This is a genomic window from Streptomyces sp. NPDC101393, from assembly GCF_044767385.1.
GTDB lineage: Bacteria > Actinomycetota > Actinomycetes > Streptomycetales > Streptomycetaceae > Streptomyces.
This window is the reverse complement of sequence record NZ_JBIWNU010000009.1, coordinates 381873-396572: the sequence shown is the minus strand read 5'-3', so window position 1 is coordinate 396572 and position 14700 is coordinate 381873. Positions and strand designations below refer to the sequence as shown.

Annotated in this window: 11 protein-coding genes and 1 tRNA gene; 8 read left to right on the top strand and 4 right to left on the bottom strand. The window is 69.0% G+C overall.

The features are described from left to right. Window positions 1-56 precede the first annotated feature (56 nt). Window positions 57-1358 carry an extracellular solute-binding protein gene (locus tag ACIRQ7_RS28820; RefSeq protein ID WP_404265552.1) on the bottom strand — a complete coding sequence of 434 codons (1302 nt, stop codon included), beginning with the start codon at window positions 1356-1358 and terminating at the stop codon, window positions 57-59. Window positions 1359-1702: 344 nt separating this feature from the next. Here ACIRQ7_RS28820 and ACIRQ7_RS28815 point away from each other — a divergent pair, with 344 nt between their 5' ends. Both ACIRQ7_RS28815 and ACIRQ7_RS28810 read left to right on the top strand, forming a co-directional pair. Beyond that, window positions 1703-2821: a serine/threonine protein kinase gene (locus tag ACIRQ7_RS28815; RefSeq protein WP_404265551.1), complete on the top strand. Its 1119-nt coding sequence runs from the start codon at window positions 1703-1705 to the stop codon at window positions 2819-2821. A 16-nt stretch (window positions 2822-2837) separates the two neighbouring features. Beyond that, window positions 2838-3560: an HAD family hydrolase gene (locus ACIRQ7_RS28810; RefSeq protein WP_404265631.1), complete on the top strand. Its 723-nt coding sequence runs from the start codon at window positions 2838-2840 to the stop codon at window positions 3558-3560. Here the strand turns inward: ACIRQ7_RS28810 and ACIRQ7_RS28805 are convergent. Next, complete coding sequence (locus ACIRQ7_RS28805; RefSeq protein WP_404265550.1) at window positions 3544-4980, bottom strand: N,N-dimethylformamidase beta subunit family domain-containing protein; 1437 nt, start codon at window positions 4978-4980, stop codon at window positions 3544-3546. The genes ACIRQ7_RS28810 and ACIRQ7_RS28805 overlap by 17 nt on opposite strands. 244 nt (window positions 4981-5224) lie before the next feature. Here ACIRQ7_RS28805 and ACIRQ7_RS28800 point away from each other — a divergent pair, with 244 nt between their 5' ends. Together ACIRQ7_RS28800 and ACIRQ7_RS28795 are read left to right on the top strand one after the other, a co-directional pair. Next, on the top strand, window positions 5225-6073 hold the full coding sequence (locus tag ACIRQ7_RS28800) for a class I SAM-dependent methyltransferase (RefSeq protein ID WP_404265549.1): 849 nt from the start codon (window positions 5225-5227) through the stop codon (window positions 6071-6073). Window positions 6074-6113: 40 nt separating this feature from the next. After that, window positions 6114-6890, top strand: coding sequence for a GNAT family N-acetyltransferase (locus ACIRQ7_RS28795; protein WP_404265548.1), 777 nt, complete (start codon window positions 6114-6116; stop codon window positions 6888-6890). Here the strand turns inward: ACIRQ7_RS28795 and ACIRQ7_RS28790 are convergent. After that, window positions 6841-7923 carry a hypothetical protein gene (locus ACIRQ7_RS28790; RefSeq protein WP_404265547.1) on the bottom strand — a complete coding sequence of 361 codons (1083 nt, stop codon included), beginning with the start codon at window positions 7921-7923 and terminating at the stop codon, window positions 6841-6843. The genes ACIRQ7_RS28795 and ACIRQ7_RS28790 overlap by 50 nt on opposite strands. A gap of 513 nt (window positions 7924-8436) precedes the next feature. Continuing rightward, window positions 8437-9363 carry a class I SAM-dependent methyltransferase gene (locus ACIRQ7_RS28785; RefSeq protein ID WP_404265546.1) on the bottom strand — a complete coding sequence of 309 codons (927 nt, stop codon included), beginning with the start codon at window positions 9361-9363 and terminating at the stop codon, window positions 8437-8439. A gap of 397 nt (window positions 9364-9760) precedes the next feature. Between ACIRQ7_RS28785 and ACIRQ7_RS28780 the strand changes: the two genes are divergently transcribed. The 4 genes from ACIRQ7_RS28780 to ACIRQ7_RS28765 all read left to right on the top strand — a co-directional run bounded on the left by ACIRQ7_RS28780 (window position 9761) and on the right by ACIRQ7_RS28765 (window position 14598). Beyond that, window positions 9761-9849 (top strand) — tRNA-Ser (locus ACIRQ7_RS28780). A 478-nt stretch (window positions 9850-10327) separates the two neighbouring features. Beyond that, window positions 10328-11965, top strand: coding sequence for an alpha/beta hydrolase (locus ACIRQ7_RS28775; protein ID WP_404265545.1), 1638 nt, complete (start codon window positions 10328-10330; stop codon window positions 11963-11965). Window positions 11966-12268: 303 nt separating this feature from the next. Next, window positions 12269-13846, top strand: coding sequence for a molybdopterin-dependent oxidoreductase (locus tag ACIRQ7_RS28770; RefSeq protein WP_404265544.1), 1578 nt, complete (start codon window positions 12269-12271; stop codon window positions 13844-13846). Between the two features lie 98 nt (window positions 13847-13944). Then, the gene (locus ACIRQ7_RS28765) at window positions 13945-14598 is read left to right on the top strand and encodes a fasciclin domain-containing protein (RefSeq protein ID WP_404265543.1); all 654 of its coding nucleotides are present in this window, start codon (window positions 13945-13947) and stop codon (window positions 14596-14598) included. Window positions 14599-14700 lie beyond the last annotated feature (102 nt).

Here is a 14700-nt window from a genome sequence, read left to right as displayed (position 1 = left end):
TACTCCTCGAAATGTCCTACGCGGCCTGCACCGCCGTCCTGACGCCCGCGTCGCTCTCAGTTCTCGTTGATCACCGCGTCGATACGCCGGTCGGCGGCCCGCGCGGCGGCCCGCACCGATTGCTTGCCGGTCGCGATGTCCTGGAGCATCTCCTGCAGGATGTTGGATTTCTCCACCGCTCCCCAGCCGGGGGCAAGCGGAGTGACCCAGCCGCGCTCGGCGGCCTGCGCGGCCGGGCCGTTGACGCCGTCGGCAGCCACTTCCCGCAGTTGAGAGGTGTTGTTGGGCAGTGTGTCGGCGGCGATGAGGCGGCGCTGTGACGTAGGAGAGGTGAACATCTTGATCCACTCTCCGGCCAGGTCCTGGTTCTTCGACTTGGCGGGAATCGCCAGCGTCGAGCCGCCCAAGAACGGCGGCAGCAGCTTGCCCGAAGGGCCGGGGAAGGCGAAGGTGGCGAACCGCCCGCGGAGCGCCGGATCGCCACCGGACCGGCTGTCCGTGGCGGCCTTGGCCTCCCAGGTGTTGCCGTAGAACATGCCGACCCGGCCCTGCCCGACCACCGCCGGTTCGTCGCCGTTGTCCTTGGAGCGGTCGCCGGCGTAGTAGGTGTCGAGGAGGTCCCGCCAGGACTGCAGTCCGGCCATGGACCGGGCAGAGGAGAGCGCGCCCTGCCAGCGGCCGTCTTTTTCGACCGCCATCTCGCCGCCCGCGTCCTTCACGAATGCCATAGCTGCAGACCAATAGCGGCCGGGCATGTAGAAGGCGGAGAAGTTCTTGTCCTTGGCGCCGAACTTCCGCTTCAGTTTGTCGAGGTCGGCGATCAGCTCGGGATAGCTGCGGGGCGCATGGTCGACACCGGCCTTCTTGAGCAGGTCGGTGCGGTAGATCCCCACCCGGGCACCCGCATAATAGGGAACGCAGTACGTCTTCCCGTCCATCCGGCATGCGTCTTTGAGCGCGCCGAGCCACTCCTTGGAATGGTCGAACTTCGCCGGGTCCACGGCCGCGAAGGCGCCATTGGCGATGTAATTCGTGGTCTCGCTGTTTCCCATCTCGACGACATCCGGCACATCTTGACCGGAGAGCGCGGCATCGATCTTCTGGTTCTTGCTGGTCCACTGCTGATATTGCACCTTGATATTGATCTTCGGGTATTTCTTGTGGAAGCGCTTGTTGACCGTGGAGACAAGACCCGGCCAGCTCTCCTGGGCGTCCACGGTGAGCCAGACCGTCAGATCGCCGGAACGCTCCGCCGCGGGAAGCCGCTTGCCGTCACCGCCGGAGCCACAGCCGACCAGAGACCCGAGCAATGCAACGCCGACCAATACCGAGCCATACCGGGAGATGCGCTCCGCCATGGTCTCCTCCGTCCGGGTTATCGGAACCGGGTGCCTATCTACCCCCCCACGACCGGGCAATCTACCCAAGGGAAGCTTTCCGGCCAGAAAGTCCGGCCACCGAAAATGATCACCCGGAGAAAGGAAAGTCTCGGACGCCGAGGCTGGAAGCCGTTCCGAACGCGGCAGGTGCACTCCTGCGCCGACGGCGGATTGACGCAAACCCTGCGGTGCACAAAAGATCCGCCCTTGACGCTGCTGCCCCCGCTGCCTCAGCTTTGCCCGGGTGTCTCCCACGTCCCCTATCGAAGGGCCCGCACGTGACTGAGTACGGCACGCCGAGCGCAGATCCGGACACACGGCCGGTGAAGGTCAACGCATGGAACGGCTGGGATCCCCTGCGGCACGTCGTCGTCGGACGGGCCGACAACGCGGTCGTGCAGGCGCCCGAGCCGGCGGTGCGACGGGACTTCCCCGATGACGGCTTCCCGCTGGGGACGTACGGCGCGATGCCTGCCGAGATGACCGCCGAGGCCAATGAGCAGCTGGACGCCTTCGCCGCGATGCTGACCCAGCGCGGCATCAGAGTCGACCGCCCGGCACCGGTCGACTTCAGCCAGCAGGTCAGCACGCCCGACTGGACCCAGGATTCGATGTCCGGCTGTATGCCGCCCCGGGACCTGCTCCTCACGGTCGGCAACGAGGTCCTCGAAGCCACCATGTCCTACCGCAGCCGCTGGTACGAGTACCTCTGCTATCGGCCCCTGCTACAGAAGCTGTTCGACAGCGACCGGAACATGCGCTGGGAGGCGGCCCCCAAGCCACGTCTGACAGATGCCTCGTACCACCCGGGTTTCTGGGACACCTACAACAACCTCTCCACCGAAGAGCAGCTGACTCGGGTGCGCGACTATGACCTGGTGCTGACCGAGGCCGAGCCGCTGTTCGACGCGGCCGATGTGGCCCGCTTCGGCAAGGACCTCTTCGTCCAGCTGTCGTTCGTCACCAACCGCACCGGATACGACTGGCTCAAGCGCCACTTCCCCGACCACCGGGTGCACGCGGTGACCTCGACCAACACCCACCCGCTGCATATCGATGCGACCTGGGTACCGCTGCGGCCCGGTCTGGTGCTGCACTGCGGTGAGCGGCTGGCGGACGCCGAGCTGATGGCGTTCTTCAAGCTCAACGACTGGGAGATCGTGGAGGCGGTGCAGCCGGCCAGTTGGGAGCACCCGCCGAAGCTGTCGTACTGCAGCCCGTGGCTGGCGGGGAACATGCTCAACCTCGACGAGAACACGCTGTGCGTCGAGGAGAAGGAAGGGCCGCTGTCCGACCAGCTCGTCTCGTACGGATTCGAGGTGGTGCCGGTGCCGTTCCGCGCGGTGGGACCGTTCGGCGGCGGACTGCACTGCGCAACCGTCGACATCGAGCGCGAAGGGGAACTGCAGGACTACTTCCCCCGCCGGCACGGACGGTTCTGAGGAACCGTTGAGCGGCATGGCGGCCGGGCGGCCTGCGGACGTCCGGGGAGTGATCTTCGATTTCTACGGCACGCTCGTCCGCATGGTGCCGCCCTGGCCGCCCAGCCACCGATCGGTCTTCGCCCGCAAGGGCCTGACCGAGGCGGGGGAGAAATGGGGCGACCAGTGGGCGGTCGGGCCACCGGACGGTGAGTGCCACTCGGCACAGTCCACCAGTGAAGAGACCTATCGGGCCTGGGAGTTGGACCGTCTCAGGCAGCGGGCACGCGCCTGCGGGGTGCCGGCGGGCGAGGTGGACGGCCTGGCCGCCGACATCGACCGGGCGATGAAAGATCTACGGCTGGCGCTCTTCCACGATGTGCTCGATGTGCTGGCCGAACTGCGGGCGCGGGGAGTGACGGTAGCGGTCTGCTCGAACTGGTTCTGGGACCTGGACCGGGCGATGGAGGACGTCGGCCTGGCGGATGTGGTGGAGGTGGCGGTCACCTCCGCCCGTGCCGGTGCGCGCAAGCCGCACCCTCTCATCTACCGCGCGGTTCTCGACCGCTGCGGCCTGCGCCCCGAACAGTCCCTGTTCGTCGGGGACATGTGGGCATCGGATGTCCTGGGCCCACTGGCGGCCGGGATGCGGGCCGCGCATCTGTGGCGTGCGGACCGGGCCGTCGAGGGCGTGGCCCCGCCGGTTCCGGAGCGGGCCGCGCGGATCACCACGCTGCACGAAGTCATCGGCCTGCTGTAGCCGGGCCGCCAAGGCGGTCCAGGATGTTGCGGGTCACGCGGACGACGCCTGCGTCCAGTTCCCGGCCGCAGACGACCGGCCAGTCAGTGGTCCCGGCCGTGAACACCGTGCCACCGGAGGTGGTGTAGAGCCCCATGGTGGCTGCGCGCGGGCCGGTGGCGGCCGGCTCACGCGCGGGGCAGTTCCAATGTCCCCACTTGAGATGGTGGAAGTCCTCGTTCACCGGATCCAGGAGGTAGATGCCGAGAATGAGGAAAGTGTCCGGGGTGCCGTCCACACCTGTGGCGCGGGCGGTGCCGGCGGCGTCGCGAACGAAGGCAGCGCCGTCGCATTCGTAGCCGATCAACGCGGTTCCGGCGCCGAGCGCGTCCGGGATCCCACCGTCCGACCCGTCGCGCAGTCCGGTCCCCTCGAAGACCCAGTGATCGGCGTGCTGCACCGTATATCCCGCCCGTGGCCGGTCGCCCGGCCACTCTCCCGGCCACATACCGCCGTTGCGCAGGCTGACCCCGGTCAGGCTGTTCTCGGGTGCGCCGACGCCGTCGGGCTGCTTCGGCCACCACAGGTCCGTAGCCGGGAAGTGCGGGTAGGTGTCCCCCACCTGGTGATCGGTGTCCGTGACGAACGCGGTGTTCCCGTCGGTCAGATGGACCCGCCACCAGCAGGTGTTGGCACTGAGAAACGCGACGTTCCCGCCCGCGCGCACGAACGCCGTCACCTGCTCGCGCATCGCCGTACTCCAGTATTCGTCATGCCCGACGCTGAGCAGCAGGTCGTACGGGGTGAGCAGGTCCGGGTCCTCGTGCAGATCGAGGTCGGTGCAGTATTCGACGTCGTAGCCGGTGCGCTCCAGCCAGGCGATGAACGGGGCGTCCCAGTAGGCGAGGTCGATGACGCCGCCGGGCCGGTGCATGCTGAGCCGGTGGCCGCGCGGCCGGCCGCCTCCGCCCGCTTCATACACCGGGTTGTCGTAGAGGCTGCTGGCGCGCCGCAGATCCGCGCGATCCGAGCGGTTGTAGGCGTGGCGGGTGAAGGTCGATTTCTTGTAGAGAATGCGGGAGGTGAGCGCGGGCCGGCGCGGGCGGACGATGAAGAACTCGCGCCCGAACCCCTCGATTCCGGAGTTGTCGAGGAGTGGCGCGGCCTTCGCCGCGTGGCCCTCGCCTTCGATGAAATGGGCGAGATAGACACCCGGCTGCCAGTCGTCGGGTATCGGCACGTGGCAGGGCGGCCAGTTCCAATCCACGGCGGGCGAGGCGTGCTCGGCGATTCCGTCGGGATGCGGTGGCGCGGTCCGTAAGACTCCCGGAAAGGGGCCGGACTCCGCCACCAAGTTCAGTTCGCTGCCGAGTCGGTAAAAGCGGACACAGAATTCGGGGGCGTCCGTGGAGACATGGAGCAGCAGAACCTTCCCGGCCATAACGCTTTCCCGTCCCACATATCCTTCGATCATGCGCACTCCCGCCCCTCGCCTTACAGAATCCTGCTGCGGCCCCTTCTCGGCGCGTCATGCTAGGCGATGCGGCAGTCCACAACAATGGGGCCGGTGAGACCGGCCGCCTTTCAGCGAATTCCGGACAAGGAGGAATCCGCGCGACTGCCTGCACGGCCGTGAGGGTAGTGCGGCGGGGACGGCAAACAGCTACTCTGCGCGAGGGGTATCGATGGACAGTGAATTCCGGGTTCGGGAACTCGTTCTGGGCATTGAGGGTCTGGCTCTGCTGCGTCACGCCATGAGCGGGGACGAGAAGTTCCTGGAAGAACGGGTGGCGGAGATCCGTAAGTTCGCCAACGGTCAGGGGACGGAGTTTCCGGACGGCGGGGCAGCCGTGAGCGAGCTCGACGCTGCGGCCGGCTATGCGTCGTGGTCCGCCGTCTACGACTCCCTGCCGAGCTCCTACATCGAGGTCGAGGAGCCCGTGGTCCATGGGCTGTTGGACAAGGGCCCGGTGGGCACAGCCCTCGACGCGGCCTGCGGAACGGGACGGCAGACTGCGGCCCTGACGGCCCGCGGCTACCGCACCATCGGGGTGGACCAGTCACCGGAGATGCTCGAAAAGGCCCGCCACAACGCCCCGGACGCCGAGTACCGCGAAGGACGCCTGGAGCAACTGCCGCTGGACGATGACTCCGTCGACCTCGCGGTCTGCGCCCTCGCCATGACGCATCTGCCGGACCTGAACGCGGGAATCGCGGAACTGGCCCGCGTCGTCCGGCCAGGCGGCCGGGTCATCATCACCGATATGCACCCGTTCGTCATCTCGCTGCAAGGCCAGTGCCTGTTCGTGCACGGCTCCGACCGGCTGGCATTCGTGCGTAACCACGTACATCTGCCCAGCAGCTATCTGAACGCCTTCGCTTCGGCGGGACTCTCCGTACGGTCCTGTTTCGAACCCGTCTTCAACGGACGACTGGCTCCCGGCGGCTATGAGGAATCCATCTCGGACGCCGCCCGCGCCGCCTGGGACGGCATTCCGATCGTCGTCATCTGGGAAGCCGTCTCCCCCTCCTGATCTTCCTACCCGCACCCCGGCACGGCAGAAAGGGTAGGCAATGACCGTCATTATGGTGCGTCACTCGGAACGCCCCGAACTCTGGGACCGCATCCCCGAACTCTTCGCCGGAGTGATCCCGGAATACAACCTGCACGGCGATATCAACGGAGACTACTGGACGCGCCTCTTCGACGATCTGCCGGAGTATCAATTCGTTCTGTACGACGAGGAGAACGACGATATCCTCGGTGCCGGACGGGCACTCCCCCGCACCTGGGACGGCACCCCCGAAGGTCTGGGCACCGGGCTCGACGAGTCGATCGCGGCAGCATTTCGCGACCACGATTCCGGAGCCGATCCGACTGCGTTGTGTGCCCTGGGAATTGAGATCCCGCACGCGCACCAGGGAAAAGGGCTCTCCAAGCTCCTGCTGAACCAGATGGTGGACCTGGCCCGAGCCGACGGCCTGGACCATGTGATCGTGCCGGTCCGCCCCACCTGGAAGGACCGCTATCCGCTCATCCCCATCGAGCGGTACGCGGCCTGGACCCGCACCGACGGCTCCCCCTTCGACCCCTGGGTCCGCACCCAGGTACGGCTCGGCGGGGCGATCGCCGCCTCCGTCGCCCACTCGTCACGTATCACCGGCACGGTGGCCGAATGGGAGGCGTGGACCGGAATGGCGTTTCCCGACGACGGGGACTACGTCTTCCCGGGTGGGCTGGACACCCTGCGTATCGACCACGGGACGGACCGGGGTGCCTATTGGGAGCCGTGCGTCTGGATCACGCACGAGGTGCGGCAGCAGGATCCAGCAACAGACTCCCGCATCTGACCGCGCTCCAGGCGTACGCCGTCAGCAGCTCGGCGTGCGCCGGGAGCACGTCCGGACGCCGCTCGGGCGGCAGCCCCGCCAGGCCGACCGTCGACAGGGCCGCATCGCGCAGCCGCACGGCCGCGGGACCGGCCTCGGGCCGGGTGCCCGTCCGAGCCGAGTGCCGGCGGGCGGCGTCCTCGGCCTGTCTGCCCAGGAGCAGACAGTGGATCCACAGCTCCGCCGCGAACGCCGCACCGTAGGCACTGCCCACCGCGTCCGCCATGTCCGTGGGGCAGTTGCGCTGCGCGATGTCGCGCAGCTGCCCCTCTGTGAGACCGGTGCCGGGCAACGCGTCCGCCCACCGGGTGTGCCGGAGTGGTTCGGCGGCGTTCTCCTGCCCGGCCGGCCGCAGATAGCCCTCGCCGTACCGCATGTACGGAAGCCAGTCCAGCTCCTCCAGGACCCACCCGTGGCCGAGCAGCGGGCGGGCATCCGCGGCGCCGACCGGGCAGGCGGCCCGCCGGATCCCTTGTGACGCATGGCCGTTGATCGAGCTGGTGCCGATGTGCTCGACGACATTGGGCACGGCCAGCAGGCCGGCCCTCCCCACCTTGCGCAAGAAGGCGGCCATCACCTCATCGTCATGCCGCTCCGAACTGCCCCGGGCGAAGTGACGGAAGTCCTCAGCCCTGCCGGTGGGCAGGCAGATGGCCAGCGTCGGCGCGAATTCCTCCGGTACGGCGCGCACCCAGCCCGCCCCAGCGAGCGCGGCGAGCCGGGATGCCGCGCCATTGCGCGCGTGCCAGTTCGTGTAGAAGATCAACGCGTCGTCCGGAAACCGCGCCGCCGACGCAGCGACGAGGCCGAGCAGTTCGGGCGGGGCGGTCACATCGTCCTGAACCACCAGGTGGTGCGTGGCCGCCTCGGATACGGCGGCCCAGGCCACCAACGCCGTCCGTAACGCCGAGGGGGCACCGTCAGGATCCGGATCCAGGGCCAGGCCCCCCAGACCGAGGCGGGAGCTCAACTCCTCAGCCTGGACCCTGCGCACGGGATGAGCCATAACGGCCGAACTGACCCGACCTGTGGTCATCGAGGCACTCCTTCACATCGCGATCATCTCGCGGCCACATGGGCGGGACTGCCCTTCTCCGCGGCCGGTCACCGGGCAGTTCATGGTGGCAGACGGCCGGGCTGCCCCCTGGCCTGGCGGGCGACAACGGCCGGATCCGGACCGCGAGAGGCCGTGAACGGACTCGCGAACACCGCCCGCGAGGCGCGGCCTTGTGGGCGTCCTCACGCTCACGCGGGCGAGCTCCCCCTCGACCTCGTCCGTGGACTGGCTCCCCCGTGGTGAGAGCGCGTAGGCGTGGGCCACAGCACGCGCGGGGGCCTTGCCGGCGGTCGAGGTGCCGGCCGTCGAGCCGGCCCGGCAAGCCGCCGGGAGCCGGGATCAGGCCCGGCTCCCGGCGCGGCTCCTTGCCTCACTCGGAGCTCACGGCCGCAGGCCGAGCGGGCATGCCCCCCGGAGTACGGCAAGTTGCCCGCCTACGGTCTCGTGCCGTCAGCCCTGGTGGCGCCACCAGAAGGACGCGGGGCGGAAATGCCGGGTCACTCCGAGTCGGCGCCAGAGGGGGCCCAGGACCTCGCGTAGTTCGGGGTCCGCGTGGACGAAAGCGTTCGGCAGCTGGACGTCGAACCGTTCCGGTGCCGCGGTGAGCAGTGCGGCCAGCAAGTACTGCTCGGAGTAGAACCGCCACCGCCAGGACGCGGGATAGTCGGCCGGAAGCATGATGTCGTGGACCTGAATCAGCACACCGGGTTTGAGCCGTGGGAGCAGTTCGAAGAAGAAGACCATCACGTCCGAGCCCATGTGGAGCCGGTGCGAGCCGTCGAGGAAGAGGATGTCGCCCGCCTCCAGCTCCGTGAAGACCGCGTGGTCCGCGTCTTGGAGCGGCACCCGGACGACCTCGTCGCAAAGACGGTCGACATGGGCCCGCGGCTCCGGGTCGATCGAGGTGATCCGGGTGTCCAGACCCAGATCGGAGATGGCCCGGCGGGCGAACTTGGTGGAGTTGCCCGAACCGACCTCCAGATACCGGGCCGGTTTGCAGTCGGCGAGCATGCCGTAGAGGGAGAGCGCGTCCAGCGGCGGCAGCCAGGTGTTGCCCCAGTAGGCGGTGGCCGCCTTTTCCACTCCGCGCAGTGGGATACGAGCGAGCAGATCGGCATGTTCGAGAAAGCCGCTCAGCCGCTCCGTGTACCGCTCGCGATTCTGTTCCAACAGCGCCCGAACCGCGCTGAGTTCGGCACGCGGATCGGGAGTGAACACATGGTCCAGAAAGACCGGCCGGGCAAGGCCGGCGGCCCACATCAACAGCCCGAAGGCGGTGGGCCTCCGCTCCAGCCGGTCCAGCCCCCGCCGGAGGACGGGAAACCGCTCGAACACGGTGGGGGAAGGCCCGCGTACCGTCAGATTCTGAGCGCGCAAGGGAAGCCTTTCGCTCGGCGTTACGGAGGGAAGGGACGTGCTCGGGGCCCGGGACCCGGGGTCCGGTGGGGGCGACTGCCGGTTCTACCGGACGGTGGGCCACGTCGAACGCGACAATCCCTTCCCCGAAGGCACCTCAGCCATCCCTCGTGCCCTGCTCCTGGGCCAGATCCGTGTGAGGTCGAAACGAGAGGAGAACCCGGCGCCACCCTCGCCGCGATCCGGCTCCGGTCCTGGTCCTGGTCCTGACTCCGGCTTCCTCCATGATCCGCCGGACAGAACCCAGACGGGCCGGCCGCCTCGGGTCGGTTCGGACCGAGAGGGCGTCTACTCAAGGACGCTCCGACGGAACTTCCCGAAAACCTGGAAAATCGCACCGGCGGCCAGGGAGATGAACGCACCTGTGCAGCACAGTGCCGCATTGATCGCCGTCACACCAGGTGCCTTCCAAGCACTTGGCCGCAGGTTCGAGTCCTGCCGGGGGCGCTCACGCCAGACCCTCCTCCAGGAGGGTCTTTTTGCTGCTCAGAGGCAGTTTCCTGACCCTGGCGCTCTTGTCGCGGAGCGGGCCGGATCAGCCGGGACCGCCCAGCCGGCGCCGGTCCGGGCGGGGTTTCGGTGGCCGCCCGGCTCGCCAGGCATCAGGGCGGCGCTTCGTCCCCAGGGCAGTTGGAGGAACGGGAGGCGCTGGAGGAACTGGAGGTCCTCGACAGGAACCGGCAGTCCTCGACGCGTTGCGTGTCACTGGATGCGCGGAGCCCGTGCTTCTGGCCGTCTGGGGCGGGTGATGAAGGGCGGTGTAGCGGGTGCGCCTCGCGCCCGTCCCCTACGTCCAGGGAATCATGTGCGGCCGTGGCATCACTCCCAAGACGGAGGGGAGTTGGGGCCGCTCGGCTGATGTTTGCGACGTGCGCCACCTGAATGATCGTTCCTGTCCGAACATGAGACCGGAAGGAACGATTACGTGCAGAGACGAAGTCTCGGGCCCCTGTTGGCTGTGAGTGTCACGGCCTTGCTGGCTCCCGCGCTCGCCACCTCGACGGCCGCCGCCGCTCCGGCCGCCGACCCGTCGGCCGCCTCCTCATTAGCCGCCAAGGGCACGCTGGACCGTTATGTGAAGCAGAAGCCGCAGTGGAAGCGGTGTGACGCCGACTCCCCGGCGGAGTTCGAGTGCGCCACGATCAAGGTCCCGCTGGACTACCGGGCTCCCGGGGGCAAGCGGATCGACCTGGCCATATCCCGGATCAAGAGCACCGCGCCCGGCAAGCGGCACGGCGTCCTGCTGTCCAACCCCGGCGGCCCGGGAGGGGAAGGGCTCTACATGCCGATGGCGATGCGGGAGAGGCTCCCCAAGTCCGCGCAGCAGAAGTACGACCTCATCGGCTTCGACCCGCGCGGTGTGGGAAAGAGCAGCCCGGTTTCCTGCGATCTGGTGCCGGAGGAGGAGAACTGGCTGCGGCCGTACAAGGAGGAGACGTTCGGCAAGGACGTCGCCTGGGCACGCGACGTCGCGAAGAAGTGCAAGGAGAAGGCGGGCGACGTGCTCCCGCACATCACCACGCGCAACACCGCGCGGGACATGGATCTGCTCCGGGCGGTCCTCGGTGAGAAGAAGATCTCGTACATGGGCGTCTCGTACGGCACCTACCTGGGCGCCGTCTACACCCAGCTCTTCCCGGGCCGGGCGGACCGGTTCGTGCTGGACAGCGCGGTCGATCCGGCGCGCGCCTGGCGAGGGATGATCCAGTGGTGGGCGGAGGGCGCCGAGCCCGCGTTCGACCGGTGGACGGAGTGGGCCGCCGAGCGTTCGGAGAAGTACGGCCTCGGTGACACCCCGAAGAAGGTCGACCGGACCTTCTGGGAGCTGGTCGCGCAGGCCGACGAGTCGCCCATCGAGGTGGAGGGGCAGCCGAACACCGGAGATGACATCCGCAGCGGTATGCGCGGGGCGGTCTTCGGTCCGAAGGCCGCGACCGAGGGGGTCGTGGAGCTGAAGAAGGCCGCGGAGGGTAAGCCCGCCTCCGCGAAGAAGCTCTCGGCGTTCGCCGGATCCGAGCGGCCCGGGAGGGCAGGCGCCGCCGCCGAGGTGCCGTCCGACAACATGACGGCGAGCTTCTGGGCCGTGGTGTGCGGCGACAACTCGGCCGCGTGGTCCCGCGATCCCCAGAGCTACCGGCGGGACGCCATCGAGGACAAGGGCCGCTACCCGCTCTACGGTGACTTCGCGTCCAGCATCAAGCCCTGCGCGTTCTGGGACAGGTCCGCGGAACCGGCGACCGAGGTGAACAACAAGGCCGGCTCCCTGGTCGTCCAGAACGAGTGGGACCCGCAGACCCCGCTGCCCAGCGGTCAGGCCCTGCACGCCGACCTGAAGGGCTCGAAGATGGTCACCGTCCTCGGCGGCGAGGGCCATGGCGTCTACCCGAACGGCAACGCGTGCACGGACGGCACGGTCACCGGCTACCTGCTCACCGGCAAGCTCCCGGCGAAGGACGTGACCTGCCGGGCGACGGCCGCCTCGAACGAGGAGGCACGGAAGAAGCAGAAGCGGGACGTGTTCCCCGGCTCTCCGCTCCCGGAGCGTGCCCCGGGCCGTTTCTGAGCCCCGTCGTACGGCCCCTTGCCACATGACCCAAGGTGGGTGGGACTCCTGGCGGGGTCCCACCCTCGTGTGCCGGGGCGGGTGTTCCTCAACCGCCCCGGTCCTGGCGGCTGCCGCGGCGGCCGGCCCACCGCCGCCACCGACGCGATCCAAGGGCGGGGTGTCGCGGCGTACGCAGGGCAGAGCCGTGCGCACGGCCTGGATTCTCTCCCCGGCGGGGACCGCGGGCCGGTCGGGTGACCCGGGCGGGGGAATCCTTGACGTCGGACCAATCCGCTCCCTCCGGTGCTCCGAATACCGGCCATGAGCACGCGACGGAACACAGTCCTCCGCACGGCACTGGGCGCATGCAGCGGCCTGGTCGCCGGCTACGCGGCGCTGGCTGTCGCGGAGTTGGTGTCCGTGGCGGTACGGCCCGAGGCGAGCCCCGTCACCGCGGTGGGCGGGGCGGCCATCGACCGGACGCCGGCCGCTGTCAAGGACTGGGCGATCCGGCACTTCGGCACCCACGACAAACTCGTCCTCCAACTCGGCATCCTCGTGGTGCTCGCGCTCCTGGCGATGGCCCTGGGCGTACTGGCACCGCGGTTCCGGCGCTCGGCATCGGCCGGTGTGCTGCTCTTCGGTGTCGTCGGCGCCGTCGCGGCAACCGGACGGCCGGACTCCGGTGGCTTCCCGGACGCGGTCCCCTCCCTGGTGGGCGGCCTTCTCGCGGCCGCCGTGCTCTGGTTCCTCGCCGGACGTGTCACCGCACCCGCCGGGCCGCGCGAAGCGGCGACGGGCGGATCCGGCGTCGACCGCAGGGGATTCGTCATCGGTACGGTCGCCGTGGCGGCGGCCTCGACCGGAGCGGGCGTCCTCGGCCGCCGGCTGAACGCCGGCGATGCGGAGCAGGCCGCGGCGTCCCGCGCCACCCTCACCCTGCCGCCGCCCGACTCCCCCGCGCCCCGACTGCCGCGCGGCGTGGACCTGCGGCTGCCGGGGCTGAGTCCGTTCACCACCCCCAACCGTGACTTCTACCGTGTCGACACCGCCCTGACCGTCCCCCGCGTGGACGCGGGCAGATGGAAGCTGCGCATCCACGGCAAGGGCGTCACCAAGCCGCTCACCCTCGACTTCCAGGAGCTGCTGCGCAAGCGACTGGTCGAGCGCGACATCACCCTGACGTGCGTCTCGAACGAGGTCGGCGGCTCGTACGTCGGTTCCGCCCGCTGGCTCGGCGTACGTCTGGCGGAACTGCTGCGCGAGGCCGGCGTGCGGCCGCCGTCGAAGGGCGGCCCCGCCGATCAGCTCGTCGCCCGCTCCGTGGACGGCATGACCCTCGGCACCCCGGTGGAGAGCGTGATGGACGGGCGGGACGCGCTGCTCGCCGTCGGCATGAACGGCGAGCCGCTGCCCTTCGCGCACGGATTCCCGGTCCGGATGCTGGTCCCCGGCCTCTTCGGCTATGTCTCCGCCTGCAAGTGGATCCAGGACATCGAACTGACCACGTTCGACGCGTACGACCCCTACTGGGTCAAGCGCGACTGGGCCCGCGAGGCCCCCATCAAGACCGAGTCCCGCATCGACACCCCCAAGCCCTTCGCGAACATCAAGGCCGGCACCGTCATCGTGGCCGGGGTGGCGTGGGCGCAGCACAAGGGCATCGAACGGGTCGAGGTCCAGGTGGACGGCGGCGACTGGCAGCGTGCCGAACCGGCCACGGAAGGGCCGCTCGACACCTGGCGGCAGTGGTCCTGGGAATGGCCCGCCACGTCCGGCACCCACACCCTTGAGGTCCGGGCCACCGACCGCACCGGCTACACGCAGACGGACAAACGGGCCCGCCCCATCCCCGACGGCGCCTCCGGACGGCACTCGGTGGTGGTCACCGTGACCTGATGACCCATCACCGGACGGGACCTGTCCCCTCCCCCTCCCGCCCCTCCCTTGTCTTTCGTTCTGTCCAGTTTCCTTCGCATGCACTTTGGAGAATCACCGTGAGCACTCTTCGCTTCCGCCGCACCGCCCTCGCGATCACCGCGGTCGCCCTGCTGCCGATCTCGCTGGCCGCCTGTTCCAGCGGCAGCGACAGCAAGGACAAGGCGTCCGACGCCCAGTCGTCCGCCCCGGCCAAGCCCTCCCAGGACGGCAACGCCGGCGACGGCATGGACACCATGGCCACGCCGTTCGGCCCGGCCTGTTCGACCGTCCCGAAGGGCGGCAAGGGCAGCTTCGACGGCATGGCCAAGGACCCGGTCGCCACCGCCGCCTCCCACAACCCGGCCCTGTCGACGCTGGTCACCGCGGTCAAGAAGGCCGGTCTGGTCGACACCCTCAACAGCGCCAAGAACATCACCGTGTTCGCGCCGACCAACGACGCCTTCAGCAAGATCCCGAAGGCACAGCTGGACAAGGTCCTCGCCGACAAGGCGACGCTCACCAAGATCCTCACGGGCCACGTCGTCGGTCAGAAGATCGCCCCGAAGCAGCTGGCCAACGGCTCGTACCAGACACTCGCGAAGACCAAGCTCACCACCTCCGGCTCGGGTGAGGCGTACAGGGTCGACGACTCGGCCCACGTCGTCTGCGGCAACGTCCAGACCTCCAACGCCACCGTCCACATCATCGACAGCGTCCTGATGGCGAAGTAGCCACCCGGAACCACAACGGCTGGTGCCGGCCCGGATCGGCCCCCCGTCCGGTCCGGGCCGCCGTTTGCCGCTCTCCCGCCGTCAGGTGGCGGGGAGCCGAGC

Coding starts and splice junctions, on each gene's coding strand:
- ACIRQ7_RS28820 (WP_404265552.1), bottom strand. CDS start 1,358: ATGGCGGAGCGCATCTCCCGGTATGGCTCGGTATTGGTCGGCGTTGCA.
- ACIRQ7_RS28810 (WP_404265631.1), top strand. CDS start 2,838: ATGGCGGCCGGGCGGCCTGCGGACGTCCGGGGAGTGATCTTCGATTTC.
- ACIRQ7_RS28805 (WP_404265550.1), bottom strand. CDS start 4,980: ATGGCCGGGAAGGTTCTGCTGCTCCATGTCTCCACGGACGCCCCCGAA.
- ACIRQ7_RS28800 (WP_404265549.1), top strand. CDS start 5,225: ATGGACAGTGAATTCCGGGTTCGGGAACTCGTTCTGGGCATTGAGGGT.
- ACIRQ7_RS28795 (WP_404265548.1), top strand. CDS start 6,114: ATGACCGTCATTATGGTGCGTCACTCGGAACGCCCCGAACTCTGGGAC.
- ACIRQ7_RS28770 (WP_404265544.1), top strand. CDS start 12,269: ATGAGCACGCGACGGAACACAGTCCTCCGCACGGCACTGGGCGCATGC.